Annotated in this window: 17 protein-coding genes; 10 read left to right on the top strand and 7 right to left on the bottom strand. The window is 59.9% G+C overall.

The features are described from left to right. Window positions 1-204: 204 nt before the first annotated feature. From QN224_RS29405 to QN224_RS29375, 7 genes are read right to left on the bottom strand one after another with little or no spacing between them, the layout of a single operon-like run. On the bottom strand, window positions 205-1077 hold the full coding sequence (locus QN224_RS29405; RefSeq protein ID WP_283979552.1) for an endonuclease/exonuclease/phosphatase family protein: 873 nt from the start codon (window positions 1075-1077) through the stop codon (window positions 205-207). A 34-nt stretch (window positions 1078-1111) separates the two neighbouring features. After that, window positions 1112-1990: a metallophosphoesterase gene (locus tag QN224_RS29400; protein ID WP_283979551.1), complete on the bottom strand. Its 879-nt coding sequence runs from the start codon at window positions 1988-1990 to the stop codon at window positions 1112-1114. Between the two features lie 34 nt (window positions 1991-2024). Continuing rightward, entirely contained in the window at window positions 2025-3269 is a 1245-nt protein-coding gene (locus QN224_RS29395; RefSeq protein WP_283979550.1) for an extracellular solute-binding protein, read from the bottom strand. Between the two features lie 52 nt (window positions 3270-3321). Beyond that, on the bottom strand, window positions 3322-4563 hold the full coding sequence (locus QN224_RS29390) for an ABC transporter substrate-binding protein (RefSeq protein ID WP_283979549.1): 1242 nt from the start codon (window positions 4561-4563) through the stop codon (window positions 3322-3324). 28 nt (window positions 4564-4591) lie between these two features. Then, on the bottom strand, window positions 4592-5437 hold the full coding sequence (locus QN224_RS29385) for a carbohydrate ABC transporter permease (RefSeq protein ID WP_283979548.1): 846 nt from the start codon (window positions 5435-5437) through the stop codon (window positions 4592-4594). Next, the gene (locus QN224_RS29380; protein WP_283979547.1) at window positions 5434-6390 is read right to left on the bottom strand and encodes a sugar ABC transporter permease; all 957 of its coding nucleotides are present in this window, start codon (window positions 6388-6390) and stop codon (window positions 5434-5436) included. The genes QN224_RS29385 and QN224_RS29380 overlap by 4 nt, the downstream gene beginning before the upstream one ends. Then, the gene (locus tag QN224_RS29375; RefSeq protein WP_283979546.1) at window positions 6387-7589 is read right to left on the bottom strand and encodes an ABC transporter ATP-binding protein; all 1203 of its coding nucleotides are present in this window, start codon (window positions 7587-7589) and stop codon (window positions 6387-6389) included. Before QN224_RS29375 ends, QN224_RS29380 begins: the two co-directional genes overlap by 4 nt. 463 nt (window positions 7590-8052) lie before the next feature. Here QN224_RS29375 and phnF point away from each other — a divergent pair, with 463 nt between their 5' ends. The 10 genes from phnF to phnN all read left to right on the top strand — a co-directional run bounded on the left by phnF (window position 8053) and on the right by phnN (window position 16126). After that, window positions 8053-8847, top strand: coding sequence for a phosphonate metabolism transcriptional regulator PhnF (gene phnF, locus QN224_RS29370; protein WP_283979545.1), 795 nt, complete (start codon window positions 8053-8055; stop codon window positions 8845-8847). A gap of 159 nt (window positions 8848-9006) precedes the next feature. Further along, window positions 9007-10149 carry an alpha-D-ribose 1-methylphosphonate 5-triphosphate diphosphatase gene (locus tag QN224_RS29365; protein ID WP_283979544.1) on the top strand — a complete coding sequence of 381 codons (1143 nt, stop codon included), beginning with the start codon at window positions 9007-9009 and terminating at the stop codon, window positions 10147-10149. Between the two features lie 30 nt (window positions 10150-10179). Next, window positions 10180-10662 carry a phosphonate C-P lyase system protein PhnG gene (phnG, locus tag QN224_RS29360; protein WP_283979542.1) on the top strand — a complete coding sequence of 161 codons (483 nt, stop codon included), beginning with the start codon at window positions 10180-10182 and terminating at the stop codon, window positions 10660-10662. After that, entirely contained in the window at window positions 10659-11291 is a 633-nt protein-coding gene (phnH, locus tag QN224_RS29355) for a phosphonate C-P lyase system protein PhnH (RefSeq protein WP_283979540.1), read from the top strand. The genes phnG and phnH overlap by 4 nt, the downstream gene beginning before the upstream one ends. After that, on the top strand, window positions 11292-12401 hold the full coding sequence (locus tag QN224_RS29350; protein ID WP_283979539.1) for a carbon-phosphorus lyase complex subunit PhnI: 1110 nt from the start codon (window positions 11292-11294) through the stop codon (window positions 12399-12401). Then, window positions 12401-13294 (top strand): alpha-D-ribose 1-methylphosphonate 5-phosphate C-P-lyase PhnJ, encoded by an 894-nt coding sequence (locus tag QN224_RS29345; protein ID WP_283979537.1) that lies wholly within the window; start codon window positions 12401-12403, stop codon window positions 13292-13294. Before QN224_RS29350 ends, QN224_RS29345 begins: the two co-directional genes overlap by 1 nt. Before the next feature lie 2 nt (window positions 13295-13296). After that, complete coding sequence (phnK, locus tag QN224_RS29340) at window positions 13297-14094, top strand: phosphonate C-P lyase system protein PhnK (protein WP_283979576.1); 798 nt, start codon at window positions 13297-13299, stop codon at window positions 14092-14094. Window positions 14095-14110: 16 nt separating this feature from the next. Continuing rightward, window positions 14111-14845, top strand: a complete 735-nt coding sequence (gene phnL, locus QN224_RS29335; protein WP_283979536.1) for a phosphonate C-P lyase system protein PhnL — start codon at window positions 14111-14113, stop codon at window positions 14843-14845. After that, on the top strand, window positions 14845-15555 hold the full coding sequence (locus tag QN224_RS29330) for a DUF1045 domain-containing protein (RefSeq protein ID WP_283979533.1): 711 nt from the start codon (window positions 14845-14847) through the stop codon (window positions 15553-15555). Before phnL ends, QN224_RS29330 begins: the two co-directional genes overlap by 1 nt. Window positions 15556-15562: 7 nt before the next feature. Next, window positions 15563-16126, top strand: a complete 564-nt coding sequence (phnN, locus tag QN224_RS29325) for a phosphonate metabolism protein/1,5-bisphosphokinase (PRPP-forming) PhnN (RefSeq protein ID WP_283979532.1) — start codon at window positions 15563-15565, stop codon at window positions 16124-16126. Window positions 16127-16321: the final 195 nt, after the last annotated feature.

The raw sequence follows: 16321 nt of genomic DNA, 5'->3' as shown, positions 1-16321 counted from the left end.
AGCGCCCTCCGCTATCCATTCATGGGGGAGAAGTGAGCCTGATGGGCAGACGTGTTTTCCGATTGTCATTAGTGGCCTCAATTTACCAAGGCAAAACTGAGCTGGTGAGGAAGAATTCTTTACGGAGGGTCAGTGCGCTGGCGCTTATGGCCTGTGACACCGACCGCAAAGTTATTGATGACGCAGACAAAATTCTTCGGTTCATCAGATGTCAAATGTCACGATCAGGGGCTGATGATCGGATGCGTCGACGTCACTTAGCACCTCCGCGGATTTCACTTGAGGGGCTAGCGCCGGGCTCGCGAAAACATAGTCTATTCGTTTGCCAGTCTTCGCGTGCCAGTCGCGATAGGCCGTATGACCTTCGTCCGCAGCATTGCCAGCCGCTACCCACGTATCAACGAACGCGTCCGGAAGGTGAAGGCGGCCATACATGTGGCTCGTGCCTCCCGCAAGCATCGAATAGACTGGACTGCTCGGCGTGAAGTTCAAGTCGCCCATCAGCAGCGCATTGGTTGGCACATCTGGCGGCGGTTCCTCCAACCATGTCTTATCGGGGTGGTCGCCATTCATGACTGGGCCCTCAATGATCGCCCGTCGGTGCACATCGAGAGCGAACGCAGCATGAATGCTACGCTCTTCGTCGCAGAGATGTGAAAAATGACTTGTGTAGACCCGGAGCGGCCCGATCGCGGTCTCGATTGTGGCCTCCGTGATCCCCCTTTGAATAGAGTGGGCATTTGATGGATTCAGTTTCGGAAGGAGAAATGTTCGGGTGGCCAGAATTGGCCACCTCGAGAAAATGGCGTTACCAAATTGACGCCTAACGTACCGAGCGGACCTGTCCGAACTAAGCAAACGCTTGTGCACGTCGACTGTTGCACCGAAGATGGTAAAGAACCCGAGATGCTTCGCGATGTGCTCGACTTGGTTGATGTTGCCGGATCGACCCCAGTACGCCTCGATCTCCTGGAGGCAGATTATATCAGCTTCAGGTAGCGCCTGGATGGTTCGGTCGATATCGTAGTGGTCATCACGACCCTTGCCATATTGGATATTATAAGTAATCACTCGCATTCATTTCGGTCCTCGGCATAAGCTAGACAGGCGATCAGATCCCGGCCAACGCATGCTGCTTCGGTTTGAGGTCATTCAAAACATTCGCTGGCGTCGAGCGCAGCGTGCCGAATCGTGACAGGATGTCCGTCACGTCGATTGGGCCGAGCGCTGCATCCATATTATGGCGCCAACTGAGTTCGTTCTCAGCCAGAATGAATGACAACCATCCAACAGATTTCGGCACTCCCCGCACCGTCGCACTATGCACAACGCATGTCGCGGGGGCCCAGACCATCTCGAAGGCTCCATCAATGACGTGCCTGTGGCAATGCAAGTGTCCCGATGCGACGGCGCGGAGATTTGCTCCCTGGACCAGATCAGCAAATTTTTGGCGTCCCTCGCGGGAAATCACCCAACCCGGTGTGTCATCCTCGTCGAGGCTATCGAGGCACAGCGGTTTATGCAGAAACAGAAGGATTGGTCCGTCGAAGGAGTCGATTTCTTGGCGCAGCCATTGCGATTGCTCAATTTCGGCCGGCAGTCCACTCGCCAGGAGCATGCTGTTGATGCCGACGACTTTCCAGCCTCCGATGTCCGCGCTCCACCAATCTTTTCCATAATGATCGAGGAACCGCTGGCGGCGACCGGTCGTGATGGGCTGTCCTTGATACGGTTGATCAAGCGAGTCGCCGAGGTCGTGATTTCCGGGCACCAGACGCCAGTTCGCTGGGATCCGTTCCAATTGCCGCCTCGAAAAGTCGTGTGCTGCTTCGTCATCGGGATTGTCGAGGACCACGTCGCCGCTGACGACGACCAAATCGGGTTTTTCCTGCTCGACAATTCGCAGGCAATGCTCCCAATTCAGGGTTGTCTGGTGGATATTCTCTGACAGATGCAAGTCAGAGAATTGTAGTATAGTCGGTCTACTCATCTTCATTTCCTGCTTATGGGGAATCTTAATCCCCTTATTGGGGAAGGAGAGCATTCACGTCTGCCGCAAGCGTCCGCATTGCCTCTGCTGGACTTTCCTTGATGGTGGCAACAGCTTCGCTTTTATTTTCGATCAGGCTGACGATCTTGTTGGCGTTGGGCCCGGGAAAACCAAACCAATCAATGATGAGATGGCGCCCTTCAAGCAGCGCCCGCTGATTTGGCCGCTCGCGATAGTAGGATCCAAGCAGTTCTTCGCGTTCCTTGTCGCTCAAACTCAACGGCAACGCTCCCGTTTTTTTCACCACAATTGCTTGACCGATTGGCCCGGAAGCGAATTTGATAAAATCCCACGCCGCTTTTTGGCGGTCGGGATCCTTAGACAGCAACATCATCGCGTTGCCGCCAGCCGGAAGCCTGCCATCCGGCGAGTCGACGGGGTGCAGCCCGATGCCAATCTCGAAACGGTCCTTTGCCTTCTCTTCCATGCCTGGCAGGAGACTGCTGGCATCGACAAGGATACCGAGCTTGCCGGCGACGAAGGCCTGGCGCGCCTGATCCTTGGTCATATCGGTCATGCCTGCCTTCCCCAATCTCTCAAGCAGGTTAAAGGCAAGCTCCCCGGCGCGCTGATTGAACGCGATTGATTCCTCTTCAGGCGTCATCATCCGCCCGCCGAAGCTGTCCACGAGAGCCTGAAAGGGCCAGTCGGTGTTCTTGTAGATATAATAGAAGCCCGACGTATTATCTCCGAGATCAGACATCTTGCGGCCTAGAGCCAATATCCCGTCCCATGTCGTCGGCAATTTCTTTGGGTCGCTGCCTGCTTTTTTGACGAGATCCAGGTTGAAGAAGACCACCGGCATGGAGGTCCAGAATGGGACAGCATATGTCTGCCCTTTGACCTGCCCGAGGGACTGGAGGACGGGAGAGCGGGTAAGCTCGCCTCCGGACGCTTCAATGAAGTGGTTCAGAGAAACTGCCAGACCCTGATCAACAAGCACGCGAATTTGGCTATAGGCTTGGAAGGAGATGTCAGGAACATGTCCGGTCAGACTCTCTCTCAAGATTTGTTGTGTCAGCTCTGGATAGCTCGGTGCCGCCCGAAGTTTAACTTGCACCGAGGGGTTCTGCTGCATGTATGCATCAGCGACTGCCTGATAGGTCGGCATCATTGCCGCGGGTGCGACGCCGACTTCGATTGTGGTATCGGAAGCGAATGTCGGTTCCGAAGAAAATAAGGCAAGCGAAATTCCGACTGCAAAAAGCGCAGCGCGCATCGCATGTCTCCCTGTTAGACTGAGTTGAGTGTCGTTTCGTAGAATGCTGTAGTTACTGCTGTGGCACGAGCCGTTGAACGGCGGATCGCATGCACGCAAGCGTGTCGGTCGAAGAGGTCTTGCCGTTGATTGCCGCTTGCAAGCAGTTACGGATTTCGTCCGAGATACGGACGCTATTTTCACCTGGGAACTCGAATACAGGTGCGGAGTGGGCCTTAGCTGCTATCGCGACGCTGTAATTCGGATTGGTTTTCAGAAAGTCGCCAAGCAAATCGGCGCGTTTGACGGCCGTGTCGTTAAGGGGAATGTAGCCCGTGGCTTTTGTGGAAATTGTCTGTCCCTCCGGCCCGATAACGAACTTGATGTATTCCCAAGCTGCCTTTTCCTTGACCGTATCCTTCGTCAGTATGACGGCGCTGCTGCCGCCGAGCGGTACGCGTCCATTTTTCGCCGAAACGGGGAGCGGTGCGACCCCGAGCTCAAATTTGTCGCCAATTTGCTGTGCAAGTTTCCCAAGGATGGAACTCGAGCTGACTTGGAGCCCGATAGTTCCAGCTGCAAAAGCTTGCCGTGCCTGATCGCGGGACATATCGACCATGCCAGCGTCCACGAAGCGGCGCAGGAGATCGATAGCTGCCACACCTTCCGGCCCGTCGAAAGTGATTTCCTTTTTCGCCGGATCCATCAGATCGCCGCCTGCCCCCATGACCAAAGCCTGAAACGCACCATTGTTCGGCAGATCATAGTCGATGTGGCCGCCGATCTTCCCCGATTGATGAATTGTGTCTATCAGTTTTTCGATCCCGCTCCATGAATCGGGGAAGCTGTCGAAACCCGCCGCCCTGGTCAGCTGCTTGTTGTAGAATATGACCGGAGTCGACAGCTGGAACGGAATGCTCCATTGATGATTGCCGAATTTGCCGAGCGGCAGAATGCCCTCGCTGTATCCGAGGTCTTTCCACGCTGGGTCGGAGGCTAAATTTGCGTCCATCGGCTGGAGTAGACCGCGATCAGCCAGAACAGAGACTCTGTTCAGCGGAAAGAACGCGACGTCAGGCATGCCGCCCGTGATAGCCTTTCGAAGAGTTTGCTGCAGCAATTCGTCATATTCGCGGACAGGTGGAGCGAGCGCGATCTTGATTCCAGGGTGCTCTGCCTCAAAGCGCTGCACAATTTCCTTGTGCATTGTCTCCAAGATTGGGCCTGCGTAACTGACTTGCAGCGTTACGTCCGCTGCCATCGCGCTGCTGGCGCCGAGCAATGAAGCACACGCCAATGTAGTAATAAGACGCATGGTGGTTCTCCTGTTGAGCGAAAGTTGACTATTTCGTACTTCCTGCCGTCAGCCCCTCGACGAACCATCTTTGGGCGGCGATGAACGCGATGATGAGGGGAGCGACGACGACGGTGGATGCGGCCATCAGCGGACCATAGTCGTTGCCGGCCTCTTCATTCTTGAAGGCCATGATGCCGAGCGGCGGCGGCATGAGGGACTGGTCGCGTACAGCGATCAGCGGCCAGAACAGGCTGTTCCAGTGACCGACGACGGAGAAAATGCCGAAGGCGATGATCGCTGGTAGCGACATCGGCACCATGATCCTCCAGACGATGGCAAGCTCCGACAGCCCGTCGAGGCGAGCGGCGTGCACCACGTCGTTGGGAATGGTCTTGAAGAACTGCCGGAACAGGAAGATGCCGAACGGCGAGACCACATACGGGAAGATCAGGGCCGCATAGGTGTTGAGGATGCCGATCTGGTAGCCGAGGATGAACAGCGGCAGGGACAGGACCTCGTGCGGCAGGATCAGCGCGACCAGCACCAGCGCGAACATCAGGTTCTTGCCGGGAAAATCGAGCTTGGCGAGTGCATAGGCAGCTGGCGCGCAAATGGCGATCTGGGCGGCGACGATCAGTCCGCAGACGATGACGCCGTTCAGCATGTACTGCGGCAACGGTGCTTCCGTCAGAGCCCTGGTATAGTTCACGATGCCGAAGAAATGCTCAGGCCAGAAGGAGAAGGAAGCGCGAAAGATCTCGCCCGGCGGCTTGATCGACAACGAGATCATCCAAACGAAGGGGATGAGGATCAACGCGCCGGTGATCAGCAGGATGGCATGACGGGTGATGGCCGCAGGCGAGCCAAGGCCATGGGTCGCGGATGTGCTCATTGGTAGTGAACCCTTTTGTCCATCACGCGCGCCTGAATCAGCGTCAGCGCGACGACGATGAAGAGGAAGACGACGGCGAGAGAGGCGCCATAACCGGTGCGCAGATATTCAAAGCTCTCGCGGTAGAGCGTATAGAGCAGCATCTCGGAGGCATGGCCTGGGCCGCCTTGCGTCAGCACCTGCACGGTGTCGAAGGTCTCGAAAGCCTTGAGCGCGACGACGATGAAGACGAACATGGCGACGGGACCGAGCATCGGCAGGGTCACGGTGCGCAGTCGGTCGAACCAGAGATCGGCGCCGTCGATGTCGGCCGCATCGTAGAGGTCCTGCGGGATCGCCTTGAGGCCGGCGAGAAACAGCACCATGGCATAGCCGAGGTTTTGCCAGATGCCGATCATCGCAAGGACCGGCAGAACGGTGTTCTCGTCGCGCAGCCAGTTGGCGCTCGGCAGGCCAAGGCTGGCAAGCGTCTGGTTGACCAGACCGATGGTGGGATGCAGCAGCGCCTCCCAGGCAATCGCCATGGCGGACAAGGTAGCCATGAACGGCAGGAAGTGGATCGCCCGGTAGAAGGCGCGGCACGACTTGCCGCTCTCGATCAAGAGCGCGATCGCGAGACCGAGCATGATCGTGCCGGGCACGACGATCACTACGTAAAGGAGCGTGTTGGCAAGTGAGGCGCGGAAACCTTCGTCGGCGACGACCTCGCGGAAGTTGGCCAGGCCGACAAAGGAAAGCGTGCTGGCGCCGAACTGCCAGTCGGTCAATGCGATGGCGAAGACAGCGAAGACCGGGAGGAAGAACAGCACGACCAGCAGGACGAGCGCCGGACCGGCGAGAGACCAGGCCGACAGGACCTCTGCAATGCGCTGATGGCGCAGCGCCCTGCGGGCTGCAGCGGCGTCGGTCCGAATGCCGGCTTCTTGCGGCGCCGTCGGGGACGCGACGGTCATTGCACGCGCTCCTTCATCCGCAGCACCTTTGCATCGCTTTGGTCGCCGCCCCGCAGCCTTCGGCCATCGGCGGCGAACATGAGCAGCCGGTCCGGCTTGACGCCGAGATGCAGGGTCTGGCCCGGGGCGATATGCGGCGCGCGCTCGGCCAGCAGCCGGGCGACGACCGGCTGCTCCATTCCAGGAACATTCAGATGGACGAAGAGGTCTGACCCCATGTGCTCGACGAGCCGCACCGCACCGGTGAGCACGTTCAAGCCGCCGGCATCGACGAGATGGAACGCCTCCGGTCGAATGCCGAGGGTCAAGCCTGTGCCATGAGCCGCGTCCGCGGCAACAGCGAAGGTCGTGCCGGCTACGTCGACCAGCGCGCCATCTCGCAGTTTCCCATCAAGCATGTTGATCTTGGGCGAGCCGATGAACTCGGCGACGCGGCGATCGTCCGGATCGGCATAGATCTGCTGCGACGGAGCGACCTGCAGCAACTCACCGTCGAGCATCACCGCCACCCGGTCCGACATGGTCATCGCTTCCGACTGGTCATGGGTCACATAGACGAAGGTGACTCCGAGCCGCTGGTGCAGTTCCTTGATCTCGGCGCGCATCTGCACCCGGAGCTTCGCATCGAGGTTGGAGAGCGGCTCGTCCATCAGGAAGACGGCGGGCTTACGCACCATGGCGCGGCCGACAGCAACGCGCTGCCGCTGGCCGCCAGACAGCTGACCGGGCTTGCGGGCGAGCAGATGGCCGATGCCGAGCGCCTTGGCGGTACGCATCACGTCGAGCTCGATCTCTGCCGCTGTCGCCTTGGTTCCGGGCAAGAAGCGGCCGAGCAGCGGCAGGCGCTGCCAGGCCGAGAGCCGCCGCATTCTAAGCGGCACGCTCATGTTCTCTTGTACGGTCATGTGCGGGTAGAGCGCGTAGGACTGGAAGACCATGGCCACGTCGCGCTTCTTCGGACGAACGCCGTCGACGAGGCGATCGCCGATCGCCACGCAGCCGGCGGTTTGCACCTCGAGTCCGGCGAGGATGCGCAGCAGCGTAGACTTACCGCAGCCTGATGGTCCCAGCAGTGTCAGAAACTCACCATCGGCAATGTTCAGCGAAACCTCGCGCAGAACGGACGTCGCGCCAAAAGATTTGCCAATGCGTTCGAAGCGGATGCCGCTTTTAGAACCCGTTATGGATCGCTTGTACATTTGAGACTTCATTCGTTCCTTGGATTAAGGAATGGGCGGCTTTAATTCCGTGGTATATACCTCATAAATACATGGTATAAACCTCTTTGAGGAGGACACATACGGGACATTTGTGAACGGTTCATGACAAAAAGGCGTACCGAATGTCAGATTCAGGACAGCCGAGACGAGGCAAATGATGAGGCGCGTTACGGCGGCCACCTACGGTCGAGGCGTATCCTCCCGTCCCCATGGTTGCACTGCTTGCCATCGACGTAGGTACAGCGGCTCGGGTTTCAGATCCCGCCAACGCGCTCACGCTGGTCGGGCCATTGCTTCCGGCGACCACAATTCCATTTTGGGGGCGCGCCAATATGCGTTCGGACCAGCTTATTAAATTGATCACTGTCGATGGGCGGCTTCGTGGTTTACACCTCTTGTGTATATGGTATAAACCTCGCTAAAGGACACGTAAGGGCGATTCATGACAAAAAGTCACACGGAATCTGGACTGAATGAGATTCAGAACGGCAAGGTCGAGGCGAATGAAGAGGCGCGCGAGGACGGCTCATCAACGTCGCTGTGGCGGCAGATCGAAACGACGCTCAAGGATTGGATAAGCTCTGACCGCTATCCGCCGGGATCGCAATTGCCGCCGGACCGACAGATCGCTGAAATAGTCGGAGCGAACCGGCTCACGGTGCGTCGCGCTCTTTCATCCTTGGCGCAACAGGGCGTACTGAGAATTGAGCACGGCGTCGGCACCTTTGTGGAACGCCGCATTCAGTACAACTTCGGTGAGCGGGTACGGTTCAATAAGAACCTCAAAGCCAATAGCTTTGCGCCAAGCCGTAAGATCGGTGGCATAAAAATCATCGAGGCAGATGAGCGGATTGCCGAAAAACTTGAGATCGATGTTGGCATGGCGGTCATTCGGGTCGAGATTGTTGGTCATGCCAGCAATGTTCCGATTGGTGTCGGCTCCAAATATTTTCCTTATCTCAGATTCCCGAATCTGATGCCCGTGTTTGAAAAAACACAATCGTTCTCCGAAGCCTTCCGTCATTTCGGCGTCGAAGATTACGTCCGCAAATACACCAATGTCATTGGTCGCATGCCGACGCCTGCCGAGGCGCGGGCCTTGCGGCAATCGAACATATCCGTGGTCCTGGCCTACGAGAGCGTTGACGTCGATCTCGAGGGTAGACCGATTTCCTATCAGGAGGGCTGCTTCAGCGGCGACCGCGTCATGTTTTCGATGGAAAACGATATGCCGTGATCGAGAAATTATCCGCCTACACTCAGGCCCAATCGAAGTTCCACTTGGCCGACTCCAGCCAGCAATCGTTCTATCAGTCGTTCTGACGGGAACGCCAGAACTCCCATTGTCACCTAACCGCCGTCCTCCCACGGAAACGGCTCTGCAGAGAGATCGTCAATGACCATGAAATTAACAAACGCCCGGATCGTGCAGGTCGATCGTGTTCTCGAAGGCAACCTGGAAATCCAGGCCGGCTTGGTGTCGTCGATCGATAGTGAACGGGTGAGCCAGATTGATGTGCTCGACTGCGAAGGCGACTTCCTGCTGCCCGGCCTGATCGACCTCCACACCGACAATGTCGAACAATTCATGTTTCCGCGCCCGGGCGTCAAATGGCCCGCACCGCTCGCTGCGGTGCTTGCACACGATTGGGAGTTGCTCGGCAGCGGCATCACGACCGTGCTCGATGCGCTCGCGCTCGGCGACTACGATAGCGGCGGTGTTCGCCCCGCCATGGTGAACGCGGTGACCGCAGGGCTGGCGCAGGCGCGTGCAGCCGGTCTTCTCAAGGCCAACCACTATCTTCACTTCCGTTGTGAACTCTCCGATCCGGCCCTGTTACCGGCCGTCGAGCGGCACATCGACAATCCTGCCCTCAGGCTCGTCAGCATGATGGATCACACGCCCGGCCAGCGGCAGTGGCACAATCTGACGCTTTACCGCGAGTTCCGGCGCAAGAAGAACGCCCGGGTCTGGACAGAAGACGAGTTCGCACTTTACATCGCCGAGCGCCGCGAGCACCAGCAGCAATATGTCCCGCCGAGCCGTTCGACCATTGGGCGTCTCTGCAGCGAGCGTAATATCCGCGTCGCCAGCCACGACGACACGACAGCTGCGGACGTCGATCAATCTCATGCCGACGGCATCACCATCAGCGAGTTTCCGACGACGGTCGAGGCGGCGAGGCGCGCCCGCGACCTCGGTATGAAGATCGTCATGGGCTCGCCCAACGTCATCCTCGGCGGGTCGCATTCTGGCAATGTCAGCGCGATGGAGCTTGCCGACCGTGGTCTCCTCGACGTGCTCACCTCCGACTACGTGCCGGGAAGCCTGCTGCACGCCGCATTTGCGCTCGCGGGGAAGGGCTTCGATCTCCCCGAGGCGGTCGCCATGGTGACGAAGAACCCCGCTGACTTGCTTGGTTTTACCGATCGCGGCCGCATTGCTCCTGGCCTTCGCGCCGACTTGATCCGGGTGCGTCTCATCGACGGCGTGCCGGTGATCCGCAACATCTGGGTCGCCGGGCGTCAGTATCTCTAACGGGTTCCCCAAGCCCAAAGGATTTAAATTATGAACTCAATTAGCAAGATGGAAGCGGAACAGGCTGCCATCGCGCAGCGCTCCGACTGGCTCGGCATCCTGTCGCGCAGCATCGGCGGTGAACTCGAAGCCTTGGCGACCGACCTGACCTCCGGATTGGCATTCGAATGGCTGAGAGCCCCCCACGTCGGCTTGGTGATGGTGCGCGGTCGCGCGGGCGGCACTGGCAACATGTTCAATCTTGGCGAGATGACCGTGACCCGCGCATCGGTACGGCTTGAAGACGGCACTGTCGGGCATGGCTACGCACATGGCCGCGACAAGCGCCACGCAGAACTGGCAGCGATCGTCGATGCGCTGCTGCAGCGGCCGGACCGTCATGACGAGATCATGGCAAGGGTGATCGCGCCGCTGCGCCAAAAAGCCGAAGCACGGCGTCTCGAACAGAGCCGCAAGGCCGCAGCCACCAAGGTCGAGTTCTTCACCTTGGTTCGTGGGGAGAATCCGGCATGACAATACAATCTTCAACATCCTTGCGCGCCGTCACCTCCTACGATGCTTCGCTCAAACCCGGCTTTATCGATCCGGTCTTCGATGCCCAGGCGGTCTTTCGCGCAAGCCTGCTGGCGACCGCCTATCCCGGCCGCGTCGTGTCGCTTGATCGCAGCTTTACGGCTCCAAGGCCATTCAGCCCTGCAACCGCGGCGCTCTGCCTGACGCTGATGGATTTCGAGACGCCGACCTGGCTTGACCACCAGACGTCATGCACCGAAGCAGCCCAATGGCTGGGCTTCCATTGCGGCCTTGCCGTCGCCGAGGGTCCTATGGCAGCTCGCTTCGCTGTCGTCACCGATCCGCTGATCATGCCGCGCCTCTTCGAGTTTCATCCGGGCAACGTCGAATATCCTGATCGCTCGACGACGCTGATCATCCAGGTTCCGTCGCTTACGGAGGGACCTCCGACCGCCTGGACCGGCCCCGGCATCAAGACGTGTGCGAGCGTCGCCATTGCCGGACTGCCTTTTTGGTTCTGGTCCGACTGGGATCTGAATCGGGAACTCTATCCGCGCGGCATCGATGTTTTGTTCACGAACGGCAATGCCCTGATCGGCTTGCCGCGCACAATCACAGTGGAGGCTTAAATGGCTTATGTTGCCGTCAAGGGTGGCGAACAGGCCATCCTCAACACCCACAGGCTGATCTCCGAGACCCGCCGTGGCGATCAGGCCCTTGCCGAACTGACGCTTGCCCAAATCAGCGCGCAGTTCGGCCTTGCCGTCGACCGGGTGATGGCGGAAGGCTCGATTTATGACCGCGAGCTTGCCGCCCTTGCTCTCAAGCAGGCGCAGGGAGACATGATCGAAGCGATCTTCCTGCTGCGCGCCTATCGCACCACACTGCCCCGCATCGCCGCGTCCGAACCGGTTGACACATCGGAAATGGCGATCCGCCGGCGCGTCTCGGCGACCTTCAAGGACATTCCGGGCGGTCAGGTGCTCGGACCCACCTACGACTTCACCCATCGGCTGCTCGACTTTGCGCTCGCCACCGAAGGCCAGGAACGACCACAGGCGGCACTCGCTGCTGCACCGCTGGATGAGGAAGTTCCGCGGGTGATCGATCTTCTCGACAGCGAAGGGCTGATCGAAGAGGAGAGCGATGACGGCCAGGAGGAGGTCTTCGATCTCACCCGCGAGCCGATGAGCTTTCCGGCTGGCCGCGACCAGCGCCTGCAAAACCTGGCGCGCGGCGACGAGGGTTTCGTGCTTGGCCTAGCCTATTCTACCCTGCGCGGCTATGGGCACAACCATCCCTTCGTCGGTGAACTGAGGCTTGGTGAAGTGATGGTCGAGATTGTGCCCGAGGAGCTCGGCTTCCCGGTCGCGATCGCTGAGATCACCGTCACCGAATGCCAGATGATCAACCAGTTCCGCGGCAGCGCCGAGAAACCGCCGCAGTTCACCCGCGGTTACGGCCTCACCTTTGGCCATAACGAACGTAAGGTGATGGCCATGTCGCTGGTCGATCGGGCGATGCGTGCCGGCGAGCTCGGCGAGGATGTGCGCTATCCGGCCCAGGACGAGGAATTCGTACTCTCCCATGCGGACAATGTCGAGGCGAACGGCTTCGTCACGCATTTCAAGCTGCCGCATTACGTCGATTTCCAGGGGGAACTGCAACTTGTTCGGCAACTGCGGGCAGAACACGAAGCAACCCGCGAAGCGGCACAGATGAAGGAGGCCGCTGAGTAATGAGTGCCAGCATAACCACCAATCACAACGACAGTGGCTACAACTTCGCCTATCTCGACGAGCAAACCAAGCGGATGATCCGCCGCACACTGCTGAAGGCCCTGTCCATTCCCGGCTACCAGGTGCCCTTCGGCGGCCGCGAAATGCCGCTCGCCTATGGTTGGGGCACCGGCGGCATTCAGGTGACGGCAGCCGTCATCGGGCCCGACGACCGGCTCAAGGTGATCGATCAGGGCGCCGACGACACCAGTAATGCCGTCTCCATCCGGCGCTTCTTCGAGACGGTTGCCGACGTCGCCGTCACCGAATCCACCGAAGACGCGACCATCGTTCAGACCCGCCACCGCATTCCCGAGACGCCGCTGAAAGAGACCCAAGTCCTTGTCTATCAGGTGCCGCAGCCTGAGCCTTTGAAGAAGATCGATCCGCGCGAAACCGAGACCCGCAAGATGCATGCCTATGGCGAGTACGGCGCGATGCAGGTGACCCTCTACGAAGACATCGCCCGCTTTGGCCGCATCGCCAAGGCCTATGACTATCCGACCATCGTCAACGGCAGGCATCTGATGTCGCCGTCGCCGATCCCGAAGTTCGACAATCCGAAGATGGAGAACAATCCGGCCATCCAGCTGTTCGGCGCCGGCCGCGAGAAACGCATCTATGCCATCCCACCCTATACCTCGGTCCGCAGCCTCGATTTCGACGACCACCCCTTCGAGGTTCAGAGCTGGAAGGGATGCTGCGCGCTCTGCGGCTCGACGGAGAGCTACCTCGACGAGGTGATCACCGACGACAAGGGCAGTCGCATGTTCGTCTGCTCCGATACCGATTTCTGCAACACCCGCCAGGCCGCCGCCGAGGCGCAACCGAGGGCCGCCGGAGGCGAGGAATGACCATGAATGCGATCCGCAAGCTCGCTCCGACGCCGCCGCTGCTCGAGGTCTCCGGCCTTTGCAAGTCCTATGGCGGGCAGATCGGCTGCCGTGACATTTCCTTCGCGATCCGGCCCGGTGAGGTGCTTGGCATCGTCGGCGAAAGTGGTTCCGGCAAGTCGACGCTTCTCGCCTGCCTCTCCGGCCGGCTGACCCCCGATGCCGGAACGATCACCTATGACATGAAGGATCGTGGGGCAGTCGACATTCTCAAGCTTTCCGAACCCGAGCGACGACGACTCGCCCGTACCGACTGGGGCATTGTTCACCAGAACCCGCGCGACGGTTTGCGGCTGGACGTTTCGGCTGGCGGCAATATCGGCGAGCGGCCGATGGCGCTCGGCGCCCGCCATTACGGCGACATTCGCGCGGAAGCGCAGGATTGGCTCAAGAAGGTCGAAGTCGATCTGGCCCGCACCGATGACAAGCCTCGCACCTTCTCCGGCGGCATGCAGCAGCGCCTGCAGATCGCCCGCAACCTCGTCACCCGTCCCCGCCTCGTCTTCATGGACGAGCCGACCGGCGGCCTCGACGTCTCAGTGCAGGCGCGCCTGCTCGATCTTTTGCGCGGGCTGGTGCGCGAACTGGGCATCGCCGCCATCATCGTCACCCACGATCTGGCGGTCGTGCGTCTGCTCGCGGACCGGCTGATGGTCATGCAGCGCGGCCGCGTCATCGAGCAGGGGCTGACCGACCAGGTGCTCGATGACCCCCATCACCCCTATACGCAACTGCTCGTCTCCTCCGTCCTGCAGGTTTGAGACGAAAGGATATCCCATGACCATTCGTTTGCATGCCAAAGGTCTGACCAAGACCTTCACGCTCCACACCCAGGGCGGTATCGTCCTGCCGGTCTTCGTTAACATCGAGCTGACGGTAAAGTCCGGCGAATGCGTCTGCCTGCACGGTCCGTCCGGCGCCGGCAAGTCGACACTGCTGCGTTCGCTCTATGCCAACTACAAGCCGGACGAAGGCCAGATCCTGGTCGAGCACAGGGGCGAGCGTCTCGACCTGCTTGCCGCCGAGCCCTGGAAAGTGGTGGAGATCCGCCGATCGACGATCGGTTATGTCAGCCAGTTCCTGCGCGTCATCCCGCGCGTCGGAGCCCTCGACGTCGTCGCCGAGCCGGCGATCGCCAACGGCATGCCGGCCGAGCAGGCCAGGGCGCTTGCCAAGACCCTTCTGACCCGGCTTCGGATCCCTGAGCGGCTATGGTCTCTGGCCCCTGCCACCTTCTCCGGTGGCGAGCAGCAGCGCGTCAACATCGCCCGTGGCTTCATCGTCGATTATCCGATCCTGCTGCTCGACGAACCGACCGCCTCGCTCGACGCCGCCAACCGCGCGACCGTCGTCGAGCTGATCAACGAGGCGAAATCCCGCGGGGCGGCCATCGTCGGCATCTTCCACGACGAGGAAGTGCGCGAAGCCGTTGCCGACAGGCTGTTCGAGATCGGCAGCCAAGCGACCGCCATGGCCGTGCCGCCAGCCGCCATGGCGAAGGCCTGCGCCTGATGCCGGACCAATCCAATCCTCGCTACGCCGTCTATTACACGCCGGCGCGAGACCACCCGCTGTCCGTGGCGGCGACTTCCTGGCTTGGCCGCGATGCTTTCGCACCTGATGCTGGTCGTGAGAGCGGACCAGCCGTGCTCGACTTGACATCGGAGCCACGGCGATACGGCTTTCACGCCACGCTCAAGGCACCCTTCCGCCTGAGAGAAGGCACTTCCGTCGCGGATCTGGAACGGGCGCTCGGCACCTTTGCTGCATGGCGATCTCCTTGCCCAATCGGACCGTTGAAGATCGATCTTCTCGGCGGCTTCTTCGCACTCGTTCCCGCCAGCCCCATCGCGGCCCTGCGCGGTTTCGCTGCGCAGATCGTCGAAGAGTTCGACCGGTTCCGGGCGCCGATGAACACGGCGGAACTGCAACGGCGGCTGCAAGCGCCGCTTGATGAGATCGAGATCGCCCATCTCGTGCAATGGGGCTACCCCTATGTGCTCGATCGCTTCCGCTTTCATATGACGCTGACCGGCCGCGTGCCCGAAGAGGACCGAGCAAAAACGAGAGAGCGTCTGCAAACGGTGTTCCAACCGTATCTGTCCGAGGATTACCGCATCGATACCTTGTCGCTGTTCGTGCAAGAGCATGACCGGGGCGATTTCACTGTCCGCTCGCAGTTCGCGTTGAAAGGCGAAGCGCTGCTCAAGGCGGCGATCTGATGCCGCCATGTCGCTGCAAAGAACACTCATTCTCGTCGTCGGGCCAAGCGGGGCGGGAAAGGACACGCTGATCGACTACGCACTAAGCCGGCTTCGATCCGATCGGCGGGTGCATTTCGTGCGCCGTGTCATCAGCCGGCCAACGGCGGTCGGAGAGGACCATGAACCTGTCGACGATGACGAGTTCCAGCGACGGGTTCGCGAAGGCGCCTTTGCGCTGCATTGGCAGGCGCATGGCCTTTCCTACGGAATTCCCACGGATATTGACGAGTGGCTCCATCGTGGCGATGTCGTCGTCGCCAACGGCTCCCGGGCCATTCTGTCCGCAGCACGCGAGCGTTACCCGCAACTGCTCGTCGTCAACGTCACCGCGCCAATGGAGGTATTGGCGAAGCGCCTGGTCGAACGGGGACGTGAAAATCTGAAGAGCATCAGAGAACGTCTGGTCCGAAGCGAGCAGCAAAGCGTCGAAGGTGACGATGTGCTGCATATCGGTAATTCGGGTCCGCCGGAGATTGCTGGCGAGTGTCTTATAGCCGCGCTCATCGCGCAAGCGGGTAAGGCCAATTGAGGTGCATCGTTGGCGAAGGCGCGTCCCTGCAAGCTTTGCCATCTGCGCGACCGAGCATGGCAGCTTCCGCAAGGCGGGTATCGTGCGTACCGTGGTCGGATGGCTGGCGGCCTGCTGTCTGACGACGAACGGCAACTGCTATGTGGCATCCTGCGACCGTGACGGATTCATTCGGCACTATACTGATCCCGAGGC

This window comes from Sinorhizobium sp. 7-81 (genome assembly GCF_030124405.1).
In the GTDB taxonomy this organism is placed as follows: domain Bacteria; phylum Pseudomonadota; class Alphaproteobacteria; order Rhizobiales; family Rhizobiaceae; genus Sinorhizobium; species Sinorhizobium psoraleae.
This window is presented reverse-complemented; position numbering and strand designations above follow the sequence as displayed.